A 16,426-nucleotide genomic window follows, 5' to 3' on the forward strand; every position below is an offset into this window, starting at 1 on the left:
CGTTCATTAGACTCGACGGGTGACCAGTGCAGCTCCAGAAAATCCCCAGAACCGTGCCGATGCCCTCCCGAAGAGCTGGGACCCCAGTTCCGTCGAGGACGATCTGTATCAGGGCTGGGTAGACGCCGGTTACTTCCGTGCGGACCCCCACAGCGAGAAGCCGGGGTACTCCATCGTTCTGCCGCCGCCCAACGTGACCGGCAGCCTGCACATGGGTCACGCTCTCGACCACACGTTGATGGACGCGCTGAGCCGACGCAAGCGGATGCAGGGCTACGAGGTGCTGTGGCTGCCGGGCATGGACCACGCGGGCATCGCGACGCAGACCGTGGTCGAGAAGCAGCTCGCCGTCGACGGCAAGACGAAGGAAGACTTCGGCCGCGAACTGTTCATCGACAAGGTCTGGGACTGGAAGCGGGAGTCCGGTGGCACCATCGGCGGCCAGATGCGCCGCATCGGTGACAGCGTCGACTGGAGCCGCGACCGCTTCACCATGGACGACGGGCTCTCCCGCGCCGTCCAGACCATCTTCAAGCGCATGTACGACGACGGTCTGATCTACCGGGCCGAGCGACTCGTCAACTGGTCGCCCGTGCTGCAGACCGCGATCTCCGACATCGAGGTGAAGTTCGAGGACGTCGAGGGTGAGCTGGTCTCCCTGCGGTACGGCTCCCTGAACGACGACGAACCGCACGTCGTGGTCGCCACCACCCGTGTCGAGACGATGCTCGGCGACACCGCCGTCGCCGTCCATCCCGATGACGAGCGCTACAAGCACCTGATCGGGACGGCGCTCGAGCACCCCTTCACCGGCCGCGACATCCCGATCATCGCGGACGAGTACGTCGACCCCGAATTCGGCACCGGCGCCGTCAAGATCACTCCGGCGCACGACCCCAACGACTTCGAGATGGGCCTGAGGCACAACCTGCCGATGCCGACCATCATGGACAAGACCGGCAAGATCGCCGACACGGGAACGCAATTCGACGGTCTCGACCGCTTCGAGGCGCGGGTCAAGGTGCGGGAGGCGCTCGCCGAGCAGGGCCGCGTGGTCGCCGAGAAGCGGCCCTACCTGCACAGCGTCGGGCATTCCGAGCGCACCGGCGAGTCCATCGAGCCGCGCCTGTCGCTGCAGTGGTGGGTGAAGGTCGAGTCTCTCGCGAAGGCGGCGGGTGACGCGGTCCGCAACGGTGACACCGTCATTCACCCGGCGAGTCAGGAACCGCGATGGTTCGCCTGGGTCGACGACATGCACGACTGGTGCATCTCGCGGCAGCTGTGGTGGGGTCACCGGATCCCGATCTGGTACGGCCCCGACGGCGAGGTCGCGTGCTTCGGACCGGACGAGGCCGCGCCCGAGGGCTGGGTGCAGGACCCCGACGTCCTCGACACCTGGTTCTCCTCCGGGCTGTGGCCGTTCTCGACCATGGGCTGGCCCGAGAAGACGCCCGAGCTCGAGAAGTTCTATCCCACAAGTGTTCTCGTCACCGGTTACGACATCCTGTTCTTCTGGGTGGCGCGGATGATGATGTTCGGCACGTACGTGTCGGAGGACGACGCGATTGCCGGGCGGGGCGAGCGAAGCGACGGGGTGTTCAGCGAAGGCAAGTCCGGACCGCAGATGCCGTTCCAGGACGTGTTCCTGCACGGCCTCGTTCGCGACCAGTTCGGCAAGAAGATGTCGAAGTCGCGGGGCAACGGCATCGACCCCCTCGACTGGGTCGACCGCTTCGGCGCCGATGCGCTCCGCTTCACGCTGGCCCGCGGCGCCAACCCCGGCAGCGACCTGTCCGTCGGCGAGGACCACGCGCAGTCGTCCCGGAACTTCGCGACCAAGCTGTTCAACGCGACCAAATTCGCCCTCATGAACGGGGCCGCACCCGCGCCGCTGCCCGCCCGCGGCGAACTGACCGACGCGGACCGGTGGATCCTCGACCGCCTCGACCAGGTGCGCGGCGACGTCGACACCGCGTTCGACCGGTACGAGTTCAGCAAGGCGTGCGAGGCGCTGTTCCACTTCGCGTGGGACGAGGTCTGCGACTGGTACCTCGAGCTGGCCAAGGTGCAGTTCGCCGAGAACGACACGGTCGCCGCGAACACGAGGGCAGTGCTCGGCAACGTCCTCGACGCGCTGCTGCGCCTGCTCCACCCGGTCATCCCGTTCGTCACGGAGACCCTGTGGAAGGCGCTCACCGGTAGCGAGTCCGTCGTCGTGGCGCAGTGGCCGCAGGCAGCGGAGGACGCCGCGGATGTGGTTGCGGCGCAGCGTGTCGAGGACATGCAGCGACTGGTGACCGAGGTGCGCCGGTTCCGCAGCGATCAGGGTCTCAAGCCGTCGCAGCGGGTGCCCGCCCGGATCAGCGGGATCGCCGAGGCCGATCTGAACACGCAACTCGCCGCGGTTACGTCGCTGGCCCGGCTGACGGACCCGGAGGACGGGTTCGCCGCGTCGGCCTCGGTGGAGGTGCGCCTGAGCAAGGCGACCGTCACGGTGGACCTCGACACGTCCGGCAACGTCGACCTCGGCGCCGAGAAGGCGCGGCTGGAGAAGGACCTCGCGGCCTCGCAGAAGGAACTCGCCGGAACCACCGCGAAGCTCTCCAACGAGGCGTTCCTGGCCAAGGCTCCCGACGCCGTCAAGGACAAGATCCGGACGCGTCAGCAGATCGCGACAGAAGAAATCGAACGCATCACCAAGCGATTGAAGGAGCTGGAAGGCGCGTGACCTCGCCCGACTTCACGCCGGAGGAAGTCAGCCCCGTCGACCTCGCGGAGTTGACGCTGGTCGAGGCGGAACTCGACAAGCGGTGGCCCGAGACGAAGATCGAGCCGTCGCTGAGCCGAATCGCGGCCCTGATGGACATCCTCGGGTCACCGCAGCACGGGTACCCGGCGATCCACGTCACCGGCACCAACGGCAAGACGTCGGTGACGCGGATGGTCGACGCACTGCTCACCGCGCTGCACCGGCGCACGGGCCGCACCACCAGCCCGCACCTGCAGCTCGCCACCGAGCGGATCAGCATCGACGGACGCCCGGTGTCGCCGCGCCGCTACGTCGACACGTACCGGGAGATCGAACCGTACGTGCAGATGATCGACCAGCAGTCGCAGGCGGCGGGCGGCCCGGCGATGAGCAAGTTCGAGGTGCTCACCGCGATGGCGTACGCCTCGTTCGCGGAGGCGCCCGTCGACGTGGCCGTCGTCGAGGTGGGCCTCGGCGGGCGTTGGGACGCAACCAATGTCATCGACGGGCAGATCGCGGTGATCACCCCGATCAGCCTCGACCACGCGGAGTATCTCGGCGACGACCTCGCCGGGATCGCGCAGGAGAAGGCCGGCATCATCAAGAAGGGTCGCGAGGACGCGCTCGTGCCCCGCGACACGGTCGCCATCCTCGCCGAACAGGCGCCGGAAGTGATGGACGTGCTGCTCCGCCGTGCCGTCGAGGTGGATGCCGCGGTCGCGCGGGAGGGCTCCGAATTCACGGTGCTCGCCCGGCAGATCGCCGTCGGCGGCCAGCAGCTCGAACTGCAGGGCCTCGGCGGGGTCTACACCGACATCTTCCTGCCCCTGCACGGGGAGCACCAGGCGCGTAACGCGTCCCTCGCACTCGCGGCGGTCGAGGCGTTCTTCGGTGCAGGCCCGGAACGGCAGCTCGACCAGGACGCGATCCGGGAGGGGTTCGCCTCGGTCGTCAATCCCGGCAGGCTCGAACGCGTGCGCAGCGCACCGACCGTCTTCCTCGACGCCGCGCACAATCCGGACGGCGCCCGTGCGCTCGCCGCCGCGCTGACCGCCGAATTCGACTTCCGCAAGCTTGTCGGCGTCGTCAGCGTGATGGGGGACAAGGACGTCGACGGCATTCTGTCGGCGCTGGAACCGGTGTTCGACGAGCTCGTGGTGACCCACAACGGTTCGGCGCGGGCGATGGACGTCGAGGATCTCGCCAATCTCGCGGTCGCCAAATTCGGCGACGAACGGGTCGTGGTGGCGCCGACCCTCGCGGACGCGCTGGAAACGGCCATCGGACTGGCCGAGGAGGTCGCCGAGCCCGGTGAGGCAGTATCGGGGGCGGGCGTCGTGGTCACCGGATCCGTGGTGACCGCCGGTGCGGCCCGCACCCTCTTCGGAAAGGACCCAGCGTGAGCGAGCAGGACCACCGTGCTTCGGAACCGGAGTTCGGCCCGCCGACCAAGGACCCGTGGAAGGGCTTCCGCGGCGTGGTCGCGGGATCTCTGATCCTGGAAGCGATCGTGGTGCTTCTCGCCCTGCCGGTCGTCGCGACGGTCGGCGGCGGACTCACCTGGTGGTCCGGGACGTACCTGGTGGGGCTCGCGGTGCTCATGATCCTCGGGGCCGGCCTGCAGGGCCGCCCCTGGGCGATGAAGTACAACCTGTTGTTGCAGGTGGGGCTCCTGCTCGGTTTCTTCGTCCACGTGTCGATCGGTTCGGTCGGGGTGGTCTTCGCCATCCTGTGGGGCTACCTCCTCTACTTCCGCCGGAATGTGCGTCAGCGAATGGAGCGGGGCCTGCTGCCGGGGCAGCGCGGCTGACCATTTAGGCTGTGCGCCGTGACTGAGCGCACCCTTGTACTGATCAAGCCCGATGCCGTTGCCCGCGGATATGTAGGAGAAATCCTCGGTCGTATCGAGCGGAAGGGTCTGACGATCTCCGCGCTCGAGCTGCGCACCGCTCCCGGCGACATCGCCGCCGCCCACTACGCCGAGCACGAAGGCCGCCCGTTCTACCCCGGCCTGCTGGAATTCATCACGGGCGGCCCGCTCGTCGCGGCAGTCCTCGAAGGTCCCCGGGCGATCGCGGCGTTCCGGCAGCTCGCCGGCGGCACCGACCCGGTCGAGAAGGCTGTTCCGGGCACGATTCGCGGTGATTTCGGGCTCGAAGCCCAGGAGAACCTCGTCCACGGCTCCGACTCGGTCGAGTCCGCCGAGCGCGAGATCGCCCTCTGGTTCCCCCAGCTCGCCGCCAACTGACCCACCCTCTCCACCCACCCCTCGATCCACCGACCTGCCCTCCGGGCCGGCGGCGCCATCGCGAACGGAACATGTTCCAGAACGATACGTGCGCCGCTGGCACGGACCGCGGCACACGTGTGGGATACTGAGGGTGGTCGGACCGCAATTTGTGCACCACGTGGCTTCGACCGGATGACACCACGGCTCGATGCCCTTCATCGCTGCCCCTACGTCAACAGGAAATACCTGGGCGTATCGGCACGCTGGATGATCAGGCGCTCGCACCGCGGACCACGGCCATCCGCAAGGCACTACATGGGTGTGCAGTGAAAACGGACACTGCACGCGCTGTGTGGAGCGAGACCAGACAATCTCGCGCTCACATCTGGGGCGCGAGTACACATACTGCGCCCTCGCGTGGCCGCGTGACATTCCCAGACAGGGGAGTGGACGCGCCCGGGGGCTGAGGAGACTACGTGGCCGATCAAGCGCCGCCCACAAATTCAGAGCCGAACGATACGGCCACCGCCGGGAGCGCGGTTCCCGCTCTTCCGGAGAAGATTCGCGTTCACGCCCTCGCGAAGTTGCTGGGCGTGACGAGCAAGCAGGTTCTCGCCGAGGCCGCGGCCCTCGGATTGGAACTGCGCAGTGCGCAGTCGAGCCTGCAACGCGACATCGCCGAGCGGGTATACGCCGGATTCACCGCTACGGAGACCACTCCTGCCGAGGCGCCCGCCGAGGTTGCACCGGAAGCGGCGGCCCCGGCTGCGGAGGCCGTCGTCGAGGTGGCTCCGGAACCGGTTGCGGACGTCGAGGAAGCGGTCGCCGAGAAGGCTGCCGAGGCCGAGAAGGCTGCCGAGGCCGAGCAGCCGGAGGCTCCCGCCGAGGAAGCCCCGGCCCAGGAAAGCCCGGAACCCGTCGCCGAGGAGGCCGCGGTTTCCGAACCCGACCTCGGGCACGACCTGTTCACCACCGCCGCCTACCAGGCCGAGGCGCCCGCTGCCGAGGAGCCCGCCGAGACTCCCGCCGTTTCTCAGGTCCCGCTCTTCCTGCAGCCCGACCTCGCGGCGGTCGAGACGCCGCCGCGTCGCCGGCGCAGTCGCCGGGACGCCGGGACGCCCGAACCCACCACCGAGCAGCCGCCCGTCGCCGAGTCGCGCGAGGAAGTCGCCGAGCCCGCGAAGGCCACGGACACCGGAACCGCCGACACCGAATCGGACGAGTCCGACGTCGACGGCGATCAGCCGCGTCGTCGTCGACGTGGCCGTCGCGGCCGCGGCCGCGGCCGGGGCGAGCAGCCGAACGAACAGGACACCGATACCGACACCGAGGGTGCCGAGGCCGAGGAGTCCGCGGGCGAGGACAAGGGCCGCGAAGACACGGGCACGGAGAAGGGCGCGGAGACACCGAGCCGGGTGCCCGAGGAGAAGCCGAAGAAGGAGTCCGAGGAGAAGCCCGCGGACGTCGAGCAGGCGGAAGCGGAGTCCGGCGACGAAGAGACCGGTGAGGGTGACTCCGACGGTTCGAGCCGTCGCCGCCGCCGTCGTCGCCGTCGCAAGTCCGGTGGCGAGGGGTCGGGAGACGCCACGTCCGAGGACGATCCGCCGAACACCGTCGTGCACGAGCGTGAGCCTCGCAACAAGAGCCGCTCGAAGGACGAGGTCCAGGGCATCACCGGTTCGACGCGGCTCGAAGCGAAGCGTCAGCGTCGCCGCGACGGCCGCGATGCCGGCCGCCGCCGTCCGCCGATCCTCACGGAATCGGAGTTCCTGGCACGCCGCGAGGCCGTCGACCGTGTCATGGTCGTGCGCGACCGCGTCGCCACCGGGCAACCGCACGCGACGACGCAGGTCGCCGTGCTCGAAGACGGTGTCCTCGTCGAACACTTCGTGACCACGTCGGCGTCGGCCTCGATGGTCGGCAACGTGTACCTCGGGCGCGTCCAGAACGTGCTGCCCAGCATGGAAGCGGCGTTCATCGACATCGGCCGCGGCCGCAACGGCGTGCTGTACGCCGGTGAGGTCAACTGGGAGGCCGCCGGGCTCGGTGGCAACTCCCGCAAGATCGAGCAGGCGCTCAAGCCCGGCGACCAGGTGCTGGTCCAGGTCAGCAAGGACCCGGTCGGGCACAAGGGTGCGCGGTTGACCACGCAGATCAGCCTCGCGGGCCGGTTCCTCGTCTACGTGCCCGGCGGCACGTCCACCGGGATCAGCCGCAAGCTGCCCGACACGGAACGCAAGCGCCTCAAGGACATCCTGCGCGACATCGTGCCCTCGGACGCCGGAGTCATCATCCGGACCGCGTCGGAGGGTGTGAGCGAGGAGGAACTCGCCCGCGACGTGACGCGCCTGCAGGAGCAGTGGGCCGGGATCGAGGCTCAGGCCGCGAAGGCGGAATCCGGCAAGTCCGGCAACCCGCAGGCCCTCTACGAGGAGCCCGATCTCCTCGTGAAGGTCATCCGCGACCTGTTCAACGAGGACTTCTCGAAGCTCGTGATCGAGGGCGAGAAGGCCTGGTCGACGGTCGAGTCGTACATCAAGTCCGTCGCGCCCGACCTCATGCCGAGGCTCGCGCAGCACACGTCGGACAACGGCGTCGACGTCTTCGAGGCGCACCGCATCGACGAGCAGCTGGCGAAGGCGCTCGACCGCAAGGTCTGGTTGCCGTCCGGTGGCACGCTCGTGATCGACCGCACCGAGGCCATGACCGTGGTCGATGTCAACACCGGCAAGTTCACCGGTGCCGGCGGAAACCTCGAGGAGACCGTCACCCGGAACAACCTCGAGGCTGCCGAGGAAATCGTCCGGCAGATGCGCCTGCGGGACATCGGCGGCATGATCGTCGTCGACTTCATCGACATGGTGCTCGAGTCGAACCGCGACCTGGTGCTGCGACGTCTGACCGAGGCCCTGGGCCGCGATCGCACCCGCCACCAGGTGTCCGAGGTGACGTCGCTCGGGCTCGTGCAGATGACCCGGAAGAAGCTGGGCACCGGTCTGGTCGAGGCGTTCTCCACGACGTGTGAGCACTGCCACGGCCGCGGCATCATCGTCCATGCCGAGCCGATCGAGGTGAAGACGTCCGAGGACACCGGTGCACGCGGGTCTTCCCGCGGCGGCGACGCCGGCGGTTCCCGCAAGAAGCGGGGACGCGACAAGTCGTCCGGCGGGGACACTCCGCAGGCTCCCGTGCACGAGGAGGCCCCGACGGTGGATGCCACCGTGAAGCGGGCCCACCCGGTCGCTCTCGCGATGGCACACCACCATCACGAGGAGGAGGCCGCGCACAAGGCGGAGGCTGCGGCCGCGGACAAGGCGGAGCTGCCCGGGATCGAGGAGGCCGTGGCCGAGGCGCCCGCAGCGGCGGCTGCGGAAGCCGTCGTGGCACCCGAGGCCGAGGTAGCCGTCGTCGAAGAGGCTGTCGTCGAGGAAGCCGTGGAAGCTGCGGCCGAGGCGCCCGTTGTCGAAGCGGCACCGGCCGAAGCGGCTCCGGTCGCCGAGACCCCGGAACCCGTCGTGGAGCGCGCACTCGAACCCGCACCGGAACCCGAGCCCGCACCGGAGCCGGTGGCCCCGACGCGGCGCAGGAGTCGCCGAGTGTCGAGGGCAGCGGCAGCGCCGGTGTCCGAAACCCCGAGTGCCGGGACCGTGTTCGTGATTCCGACGCCGGAGCCCGGCGCGGAGCACGCACCGGAACCGGAGCCGGCCATGTCGGCTTCGACCGTGAGCGGACCGGCGGCGTCCTCGTCGGACGGCGCGGATCCGCAGGCAGCGCCGCGCAAGCCGCGGCGTCGACGGGCCGCGGCACGTCCGGCAGGCCCGCCGGTCGACGCCGACCACTGACGAGGGAACACGGGAAGGCAATCGACGCCGGTTTGTACGGAACGGTTGCCTTCCTGTAACCTTGACCAGTCGCTACTCGGCGATGAAGGTCAGCTGTGCCCTCACCTGTGAAGGCTGCGCGATCTCGACCGAGCTAGCCGTCACACCAGACCAGTCGCGCACACTGTGGCGCGAGCAAGTTCGAAGAAGCAAGGGGTAGCCCTCCGATGGCAACGTACGCGATCGTCAAGACCGGCGGAAAGCAGTACAAGGTCGCTGTTGGTGACCTCGTCAAGGTCGAGAAGATCGAGGGTGAGCCCGGCACTGCTGTCTCGCTTGCTCCCGTTCTCGTCGTCGACGGATCCGATCTGACGACCGACGCCGACAAGCTGGCCAAGATCTCGGTCACGGGTGAGGTCGTCGAGCACACCAAGGGCCCGAAGATCCGGATCCACAAGTTCAAGAACAAGACCGGCTACCACAAGCGTCAGGGCCACAGGCAGAAGCTGACGGTCCTCAAGGTCACCGGCATCAAGTAGCTAGAGCTTCAGAGCTGATTTCACCCGAGGAGGGTCAAGAACATGGCACATAAGAAGGGTGCATCCAGCTCCCGTAACGGTCGCGATTCAAATGCTCAGCGACTCGGCGTGAAGCGTTTCGGCGGCCAGTCCGTCAGCGCCGGCGAGATCCTGGTGCGTCAGCGCGGAACCCACTTCCACCCCGGCGTCAACGTCGGTCGTGGCGGCGACGACACGCTGTTCGCTCTCTCCGCCGGTGCCGTCGAGTTCGGCACCAAGCGTGGACGCAAGACCGTGAACATCGTTCCGGCGGCGGCAGAGGTCTAGTCCTGCCGCGAGTATGCATCGTCCCGTGAGGGACGTTTCAAGCTCCCAATAGGGGCGGACCTGGGTCGAGATACCCGGTCCGCCCCTATTGTTCGTTTCAGAGATCAACACAGTTTCAGAGATCAACACAATTGACTGAGGAAGGATCCGGCAGTCATGTCCCGATTCATTGACCGCGTCGTGCTGCACGTCAGCGCCGGAAAAGGCGGCAATGGCTGCGCCTCCGTACACCGGGAGAAGTTCAAACCGCTCGGTGGCCCGGACGGCGGCAACGGCGGGCGTGGCGGTGACGTCGTGCTCGAGGTGGACGGCAACGTCCACACCCTTCTCGACTTCCATTTCCACCCCCACGCGAAGGCCACCAACGGCAAGCAGGGGATGGGAAGCAACCGCGACGGCGCCCAGGGCGACGACCTGATCCTGAAGGTCCCCGACGGCACCGTCGTCCTCGACAAGGACGGCCGGATCGTCGCCGACCTCATCGGTGTCGGCACCCGCTTCGAGGCCGCCCAGGGCGGCCGCGGCGGACTGGGCAACGCGGCCCTCTCGTCCAAGGCACGCAAGGCGCCGGGCTTCGCACTCCTCGGTGAGGACGGTGTCGAGCGGGAACTGGTCCTCGAACTGAAGTCCGTGGCCGATGTCGGGCTGGTCGGGTTCCCGTCGGCGGGCAAGTCCTCGCTCGTGTCCGTGCTGTCGGCGGCGAAGCCGAAGATCGCCGACTACCCGTTCACGACCCTCGTGCCGAACCTCGGCGTGGTGTCGAGCGGCGACACCACGTTCACGGTGGCCGACGTGCCCGGGCTGATCCCCGGCGCGAGCGACGGCCGCGGACTCGGGCTGGACTTCCTGCGCCACCTCGAGCGGTGCGCCGTGCTGGCCCACGTCGTCGACTGCGCGACGCTCGACCCCGGCCGCGACCCGATCTCCGACATCGATGCGCTCGAGGCCGAACTCGCGGCGTACAAGGGCGCGCTGTCCGGGGACACCGGGCTCGGTGACCTCGCGGACCGCCCCCGCATCGTGATCCTGAACAAGGCGGACGTGCCGGAGGCGGCCGAACTGGCCGAGATGGTCACCCCCGATCTCGAGGCCCGCGGATGGCCGATCTTCACGATCTCGGCCGTCAGTCGAGAAGGCTTGCGCCCGTTGACGTTCGCGCTGGCGAAGCTGGTTGCGGACTACCGTGAGGCGAACCCGAAGGCCGAGCCGAAGCGTCAGGTGATCCGCCCGGTGATCGCGAACGAGAACAGCTTCAGCGTCATCGCCGATCCCGAGATCCCCGGTGGGTTCATCGTCCGCGGCACGCGGCCGGAACGCTGGGTGCGGCAGACACAGTTCGACAACGACGAGGCCGTGGGCTACCTCGCCGACCGCCTCGCGCGGCTCGGTGTGGAAACCGAACTCGTCAAGCAGGGGGCGGAGCCCGGTGCGTCCGTGACGATCGGCAACGTGAGCTTCGACTGGGAGCCCCAGACACCCGCCGGCGTCGACCTCACCCGGACCGGGCGCGGCACCGACCCACGTCTGGATCAGGTGGAGCGCATCGGCGCGACCGAGCGTAAGCACGCATCCAGGGTCCGTCGCGGTCTCGAAGGCCTCGACCCCGAAGACCAGTGAGCGCCACCCGGCGCACGGTCGCGTCGGCGGGCAGCATCGTCGTGAAGATCGGCTCGTCGGCGCTGACCAGTCTGGTCGGCGGGCTCGACGTCGGTCGGCTCGACGCGCTGGCCGACGCGATCGAGGCACGGATGCGTGCCGGTTCCGACGTGGTCGTCGTGTCGTCCGGGGCGGTGGGCGCGGGTCTGGCCCCGTTGGGGCTGACCAAGCGGCCGCGGGACCTGGCGACGAAGCAGGCCGCCGCGAGCGTCGGCCAACTGGCGTTGGCCCACGCCTGGGGTACCTCGTTCGCCCGATACGGGCGCACGGTGGGACAGGTGCTGCTGACGGCGGACGACATCGCCCGCCGCGCACAGCACCGCAACGCGCAGCGCACCCTCGACCGCTTGCGCGCCCTGCACGCGGTCGCGATCGTCAACGAGAACGACACCGTCGCCACCGCGGAGCTGCGATTCGGCGACAACGACCGGCTCGCGGCACTCGTCGCGCACCTGGTCGGCGCGGACGCACTCGTGTTGCTGTCGGATGTCGACGGGCTGTACGACGGCGACCCCCGCAAGGGCAATGCGACGCTGATTCCCGAGGTGAACAGCCCCGAGGATCTGGACGGGGTGGTCGCCGGCTCGGGCGGCGCCCTCGGCACCGGCGGGATGGCGTCCAAGCTGTCCGCGGCGCGCCTCGCGGCCGATGCCGGTGTTCCGGTGCTGCTCGCCGCCGCCTCGGACGCCGGGGCGGCGCTGCGGGACGCCAGTGTGGGGACCGCGTTCGCGGCCCGGCCGTCCCGGTTGTCGGCGCGCAAGTTCTGGGTGCGGCACGCCGCGGACGAGCAGGGGATCCTGCACATCGACGAGGGCGCCGTCCGGGCCGTCGTCACCCGGCGCCGGTCGCTGCTGCCCGCGGGCATCACGGCGGTGTCGGGACGGTTCTACGGCGGCGACGTCGTGTCACTCCTCGGCCCCGAGGAACGTCCCGTGGCCAGGGGAGTGGTGGCCTACGACTCGGCCGAGATCAGCGACATCCTCGGCAAGTCGACCCAGGAACTGCCTGCCGAAATGCAGCGCCCCGTGGTCCACGCCGACGACCTGGTGCCGCTCTAGAGGTCAGGCGGGCAGCGCGGACGACGCGTCGAGCAGCGCGGTGAGGGCTTCCGAGCAGCCGGCGTGCACGGTGAGTGTCGCGAACTCGTCGCCGCGCGTCGCTCCCCGGTTGACGATCGCGATGGGGATTCCGCGTTTGGCGGCGCGCCGGACGAAGCGCAGTCCCGACATGACGGTGAGCGAAGACCCGGCCACCAGCAGTGCCTCGGCCTCGTCGACCACGTCGTAGGCGGCCGCGACCCGCGGTTTCGGGACGGACTCGCCGAAGTACACGATGTCGGGTTTGAGCATGCCTCCGCACGCCTCGCAGTCGACCATCCGGAAATGCTCGGTGCTGGTGACGACCGCGTCGGCGTCCGGTGCGATCTCCACTCCCTGTGCGGCGGCGACGGTTTCGGCGAATCCCGGGTTCGCGCGCTCGAGCCGGTCGGCGAGCGTCGCCCGCGAGATCAGTGCGTTGCACGTCAGGCACCGGACCTGGGCGTACGTGCCGTGCAGGTCGATCACCCGGCGACTTCCGGCCTTCGTGTGCAGCAGGTCGACGTTCTGGGTGACGACCGCGCTCGCGACCCCGGCCCGTTCGAGCCCGGCGAGGGCGCGGTGGCCGGAGTTGGGCCGGGCGGCGTCCATGTGCCGCCACCCGAGGTGGTTCCGTGCCCAGTAGTGGCGGCGGAATTCGGGGTCACCGGTGAACTGCTGATACGTCATGGGGTTGCGCGGGGGTGAATCCGGACCGCGGTAATCGGGGATCCCGGAGTCCGTCGAGATGCCGGCGCCGGTGATCACACACAGGCGCCGGCCCCCGAGTACGTCGATCAGTGGGGCGAACACGCACTCCAGAATAGCGCCGGTTCAGTACCCGACGACGGGATCGATCAGAGCGGTGAGATTCTCACCTGCGACGAAGCGGGTGACGTTCAGCGCTACGTGCTCGGCGAACGCCGGGGGACGCACCGCAGGCGGGTTGGAATCGTGCGGGGTGATGATCACGTTCGGCAGATTCCACAACGGGTGACCGTCGGGTAGCGGCTCGGGGTCGGTGACATCGAGTCCCGCTCCGCCGATCGTGTTGTCCCGCAGCGCTTTCACCAGTGCATTGGTGTGGACGAGTGAGCCGCGCGCGACGTTGATGACCCACGCGGTCGGCTTCATCTGCGCGAACTCCGCCGCCCCGACCAGATGGTGGGTGGCGTCGGTGGCGGGAGCGCCGAGCACGAAGTGATCCGCCCGGGCCCACACCTCGCCCAGCCGGGTGGTGGGGAGCGTCTCGATCGCGCCCGGCACCGGGCTGCCGGAGCGATTCACCGCGATCACGTCGGCACCGACGCCCGCGAGCATCGGGATCAGCGCCCGGCCGATACCGCCGGCGCCCACGATCGCGACCGTGGTGCCCCGCAGGGTGCCGACCTTCGAGAAGAACTCCTGCTGGCGCCAGGTCTTCGCCTCGAGGTGCTCGGGCAGCGCCCGCACCCCGGCAAGCAGCAGGGTCAGCGCGTGCTCGGCGACGGTGGCGGCGAACGCGCCCGCCGCCGACGTCCACAGCACGGTGGAGTCGGGTCTGATCACCTTCGCGGCGAACCACTCCTCGACACCCGCGGAGTTCAGCTGCACCCAGCGGATCTTCTCGGGAAGCGGATCCGGGAACCCGATCGGACCCGTGGTCCAGACCAGTGCGTCCGCGGACTCGAGGGGTGCCACACGGGCACCGCCCCGGCGCACCGCATCCTCGAGGAGCGGGTCCGGGGCGGGTCCGATGGCTATAGCTGGAACAGCAGCGTCGTCGGCCATGGGTCGAACTTACGCGGGAACCTCGATCAAGGGGTAGACACCGTTTTCGTCGTGGACCTCACGGCCGGTGACGGGCGGGTTGAACACGCACAGCATCCGCATTTCGGTCTCCGGCTCGACGCGGTGACGTTCGTGACCGTTGAGCAGGTACATCGAACCGGGGCCGAGTTCGTAGACCTTGTCGTTGTCGAGGTCGATCAGTTTGCCGGTTCCCTCGACGAGCCAGACGGCCTCGACGTGGTTGGCGTAGTGGAACTCGTTGACCGAACCGGCTTTGATCGTGGTCTCGTGGAACGAGAAACCCACTTTGTCGCCGCCGAGGATGATGCGCTTGCTGCGCCAGTTCCCGTCCTCGCTGGTGATGTCGCGCTCGGTGTCGGTGATTTCTGCGGTGGTGCGAACGATCATGGGTGTCAGTCCTCTCTCTAGCTGCAGACCTTGCCGGTGGCGTCGGCGAGAATGGCCAGGCCGTGGTCCAGTTCCTCGTCGGTGATGGTGAGCGCCGGCAGGAGCTTGACCACCTCGTCGGACGGTCCGGACGTCTCCGCGAGCAGTCCCTCGTCGAAGGCGAGTGCGCAGACCTTGCCCGCGCGCTCCGGCTCGTCGAAGACGAGGCCCTGGACGAGGCCGCGACCGCGGGTGGAGACGGAACCCTCGAACTGGTTCGCCAGCTCGGTGAACGCCTGGTGGATCTTCTCGCCCTTGGCCAGCGTCGACTTGTGCAGGGTGTCGTCGGACCAGTAGTGGTCCAGGGCGACCTTCGACGTGACGAACGACGGGTTGTTGCCACGGAACGTGCCGTTGTGCTCGCCCGGGCCCCACACGTCGAGCTCACGCTTGAACAGGGTCAGCGCCATCGGGAGGCCGTATCCGCCGATGGACTTCGACAGGCAGACGATGTCCGGGGTGATGCCGGCGATTTCGAACGAGAAGAACGGCCCGGTGCGTCCGCAGCCCATCTGGACGTCGTCGACGATCAGCAGGATGTCGCGTTCGGCACACAGGTCCGCGAGGGCGCGCAGCCACTCGGGGCGAGCGACGTTGACGCCGCCCTCACCCTGCACCGTCTCGACGATCACGGCGGCCGGACGGTTCAGGCCACTGCCCGAGTCGTCGAGCACGCGGGAGAACCAGTGGAAGTCCTCGGTGACTCCGTCGAAGTAGTTGTCGAACGGCATCGGGGTGGCGTGCACCAGCGGGATTCCGGCGCCGGCGCGTTTCATCGAGTTACCGGTGACCGACAGGGCGCCGAGCGTCATGCCGTGGAAAGCGTTGGTGAAGTTGATGATCGACGAACGACCCGTCACCTTGCGCGCCAGTTTCAGTGCGGCCTCGACCGTGTTGGTGCCGGTGGGTCCGGGAAACTGGACCTTGTAGTCGAGACCTCGCGGTTTCAGGATCTTGTCCTGGAAGGTCTCGAGCAGGTCACGTTTGGCCACGGTCGACATGTCGAGGCCGTGCGTGATGCCGTCGCCGACGATGTAGTCGACGAGCGCCGACTTCAGGACCGGGTTGTTGTGGCCGTAGTTCAGCGAACCGGCGCCGGCGAAGAAGTCGAGGTAGTCGCGGCCGTTCTCGTCGCGGATCCACGATCCGGACGCCGACTCGAAGACGGCGGGCCAGCCGCGGCTGTAGCTGCGAACCTCGGACTCGAGGCTCTCGAAAATGTTCGTATCGATGTTAGTCATGTTGCTGCATTCCTCCGGGGCATGCTCTTAGCCGATCGTGTACAGATCTTCGGCTTCGTGTCCATCGGGAAAATCGTTAGGGGAGAACAGTTCCTGCTTGTTGATCGCCGTATCTCGGCGACGCGCCAATGCTGTGAACAGTGCGATCGAAGCCTCGTTGTCGGGGCTGATCGTCGTTTCGAGATGGGTAATCCCTTCGGGTGCAAGGCGATCGAGCAGCGCGCTCAACATACGACCTGCAATTCCCTTGCCGCGCTGGTCGGCGTCTACGGCAACCTGCCAGACGAACAGCGTCGCAGGGGATTCTGGGCGGATGAAGCCCGATACGAACCCCACGACGCGTTCGTCGACGACTGCGACGACCGACGATCGGCTGAAATCTCTACACCACAACAGGTATGCGTAGCTCGAATTGAGATCGAGCACTTCCGTGTTCCTGGCGATCTCCCAGAGCCGGACTCCGTCAGTGATCTCTGGACTTCTGAACAACACCGCGTCCGGCGCGGTGGTCGGGATGGCACTCTTCTGAACAGGCGTCATTGGAAATTCGAACCTAACAACCATCCCCTTCGATTTCACGTGCCTCGCGAA

General features: G+C 68.2%; 14 protein-coding genes. 9 read left to right on the forward strand and 5 right to left on the reverse strand.

Going from position 1 to position 16,426, the window contains the following annotated elements:
* Positions 1-19 precede the first annotated feature (19 nt).
* From CJ179_RS39640 to proB, 9 genes are all read left to right on the forward strand, one after another.
* A complete protein-coding gene (locus CJ179_RS39640; protein WP_095865159.1) occupies positions 20-2,728 on the forward strand; it encodes a valine--tRNA ligase in 2,709 nt (902 codons plus the stop codon).
* Entirely contained in the window at positions 2,725-4,152 is a 1,428-nt protein-coding gene (locus tag CJ179_RS39645; RefSeq protein ID WP_095865160.1) for a folylpolyglutamate synthase/dihydrofolate synthase family protein, read from the forward strand. Before CJ179_RS39640 ends, CJ179_RS39645 begins: the two co-directional genes overlap by 4 nt.
* Entirely contained in the window at positions 4,149-4,559 is a 411-nt protein-coding gene (locus CJ179_RS39650; RefSeq protein WP_095865161.1) for a DUF4233 domain-containing protein, read from the forward strand. The genes CJ179_RS39645 and CJ179_RS39650 overlap by 4 nt, the downstream gene beginning before the upstream one ends.
* Before the next feature lie 18 nt (positions 4,560-4,577).
* On the forward strand, positions 4,578-4,997 hold the full coding sequence (gene ndk, locus CJ179_RS39655) for a nucleoside-diphosphate kinase (protein WP_087559506.1): 420 nt from the start codon (positions 4,578-4,580) through the stop codon (positions 4,995-4,997).
* 458 nt (positions 4,998-5,455) lie between these two features.
* The gene (locus CJ179_RS39660) at positions 5,456-8,821 is read left to right on the forward strand and encodes a translation initiation factor IF-2 N-terminal domain-containing protein (RefSeq protein WP_095865162.1); all 3,366 of its coding nucleotides are present in this window, start codon (positions 5,456-5,458) and stop codon (positions 8,819-8,821) included.
* 206 nt (positions 8,822-9,027) lie between these two features.
* Positions 9,028-9,339 carry a 50S ribosomal protein L21 gene (gene rplU, locus CJ179_RS39665; protein WP_005248081.1) on the forward strand — a complete coding sequence of 104 codons (312 nt, stop codon included), beginning with the start codon at positions 9,028-9,030 and terminating at the stop codon, positions 9,337-9,339.
* A gap of 42 nt (positions 9,340-9,381) precedes the next feature.
* Entirely contained in the window at positions 9,382-9,645 is a 264-nt protein-coding gene (gene rpmA / locus CJ179_RS39670; RefSeq protein ID WP_012688267.1) for a 50S ribosomal protein L27, read from the forward strand.
* Positions 9,646-9,801: 156 nt separating this feature from the next.
* Positions 9,802-11,262 (forward strand): GTPase ObgE, encoded by a 1,461-nt coding sequence (obgE, locus tag CJ179_RS39675; RefSeq protein WP_072946570.1) that lies wholly within the window; start codon positions 9,802-9,804, stop codon positions 11,260-11,262.
* Positions 11,259-12,359, forward strand: coding sequence for a glutamate 5-kinase (gene proB / locus CJ179_RS39680; RefSeq protein ID WP_012688265.1), 1,101 nt, complete (start codon positions 11,259-11,261; stop codon positions 12,357-12,359). The genes obgE and proB overlap by 4 nt, the downstream gene beginning before the upstream one ends.
* A gap of 3 nt (positions 12,360-12,362) precedes the next feature.
* Here the strand turns inward: proB and CJ179_RS39685 are convergent, their stop codons facing one another.
* Genes CJ179_RS39685 through ectA form a run of 5 tightly spaced genes read right to left on the reverse strand, consistent with a single transcriptional unit; the run spans position 12,363 to position 16,375 of the window.
* Positions 12,363-13,190, reverse strand: a complete 828-nt coding sequence (locus CJ179_RS39685) for an NAD-dependent protein deacetylase (protein ID WP_072946571.1) — start codon at positions 13,188-13,190, stop codon at positions 12,363-12,365.
* 21 nt (positions 13,191-13,211) lie between these two features.
* Positions 13,212-14,147, reverse strand: a complete 936-nt coding sequence (locus CJ179_RS39690) for a D-isomer specific 2-hydroxyacid dehydrogenase family protein (RefSeq protein WP_072946572.1) — start codon at positions 14,145-14,147, stop codon at positions 13,212-13,214.
* Positions 14,148-14,156: 9 nt separating this feature from the next.
* A complete protein-coding gene (locus tag CJ179_RS39695; protein WP_012688262.1) occupies positions 14,157-14,555 on the reverse strand; it encodes an ectoine synthase in 399 nt (132 codons plus the stop codon).
* 17 nt (positions 14,556-14,572) lie between these two features.
* Positions 14,573-15,835, reverse strand: coding sequence for a diaminobutyrate--2-oxoglutarate transaminase (ectB, locus tag CJ179_RS39700; RefSeq protein ID WP_095865163.1), 1,263 nt, complete (start codon positions 15,833-15,835; stop codon positions 14,573-14,575).
* A 27-nt stretch (positions 15,836-15,862) separates the two neighbouring features.
* Positions 15,863-16,375: a diaminobutyrate acetyltransferase gene (ectA, locus tag CJ179_RS39705; protein ID WP_009474013.1), complete on the reverse strand. Its 513-nt coding sequence runs from the start codon at positions 16,373-16,375 to the stop codon at positions 15,863-15,865.
* Between the last annotated feature and the right edge of the window lie 51 nt (positions 16,376-16,426).

The sequence above is a fragment of the Rhodococcus sp. ACS1 genome (assembly GCF_002300155.1).
Classification (GTDB): domain Bacteria; phylum Actinomycetota; class Actinomycetes; order Mycobacteriales; family Mycobacteriaceae; genus Rhodococcus_F; species Rhodococcus_F koreensis.

Coding starts and splice junctions, on each gene's coding strand:
- rpmA (WP_012688267.1), top strand. CDS start 9,382: ATGGCACATAAGAAGGGTGCATCCAGCTCCCGTAACGGTCGCGATTCA.
- obgE (WP_072946570.1), top strand. CDS start 9,802: ATGTCCCGATTCATTGACCGCGTCGTGCTGCACGTCAGCGCCGGAAAA.
- CJ179_RS39695 (WP_012688262.1), bottom strand. CDS start 14,555: ATGATCGTTCGCACCACCGCAGAAATCACCGACACCGAGCGCGACATC.
- CJ179_RS39690 (WP_072946572.1), bottom strand. CDS start 14,147: ATGGCCGACGACGCTGCTGTTCCAGCTATAGCCATCGGACCCGCCCCG.
- ectB (WP_095865163.1), bottom strand. CDS start 15,835: ATGACTAACATCGATACGAACATTTTCGAGAGCCTCGAGTCCGAGGTT.
- rplU (WP_005248081.1), top strand. CDS start 9,028: ATGGCAACGTACGCGATCGTCAAGACCGGCGGAAAGCAGTACAAGGTC.
- ectA (WP_009474013.1), bottom strand. CDS start 16,375: ATGACGCCTGTTCAGAAGAGTGCCATCCCGACCACCGCGCCGGACGCG.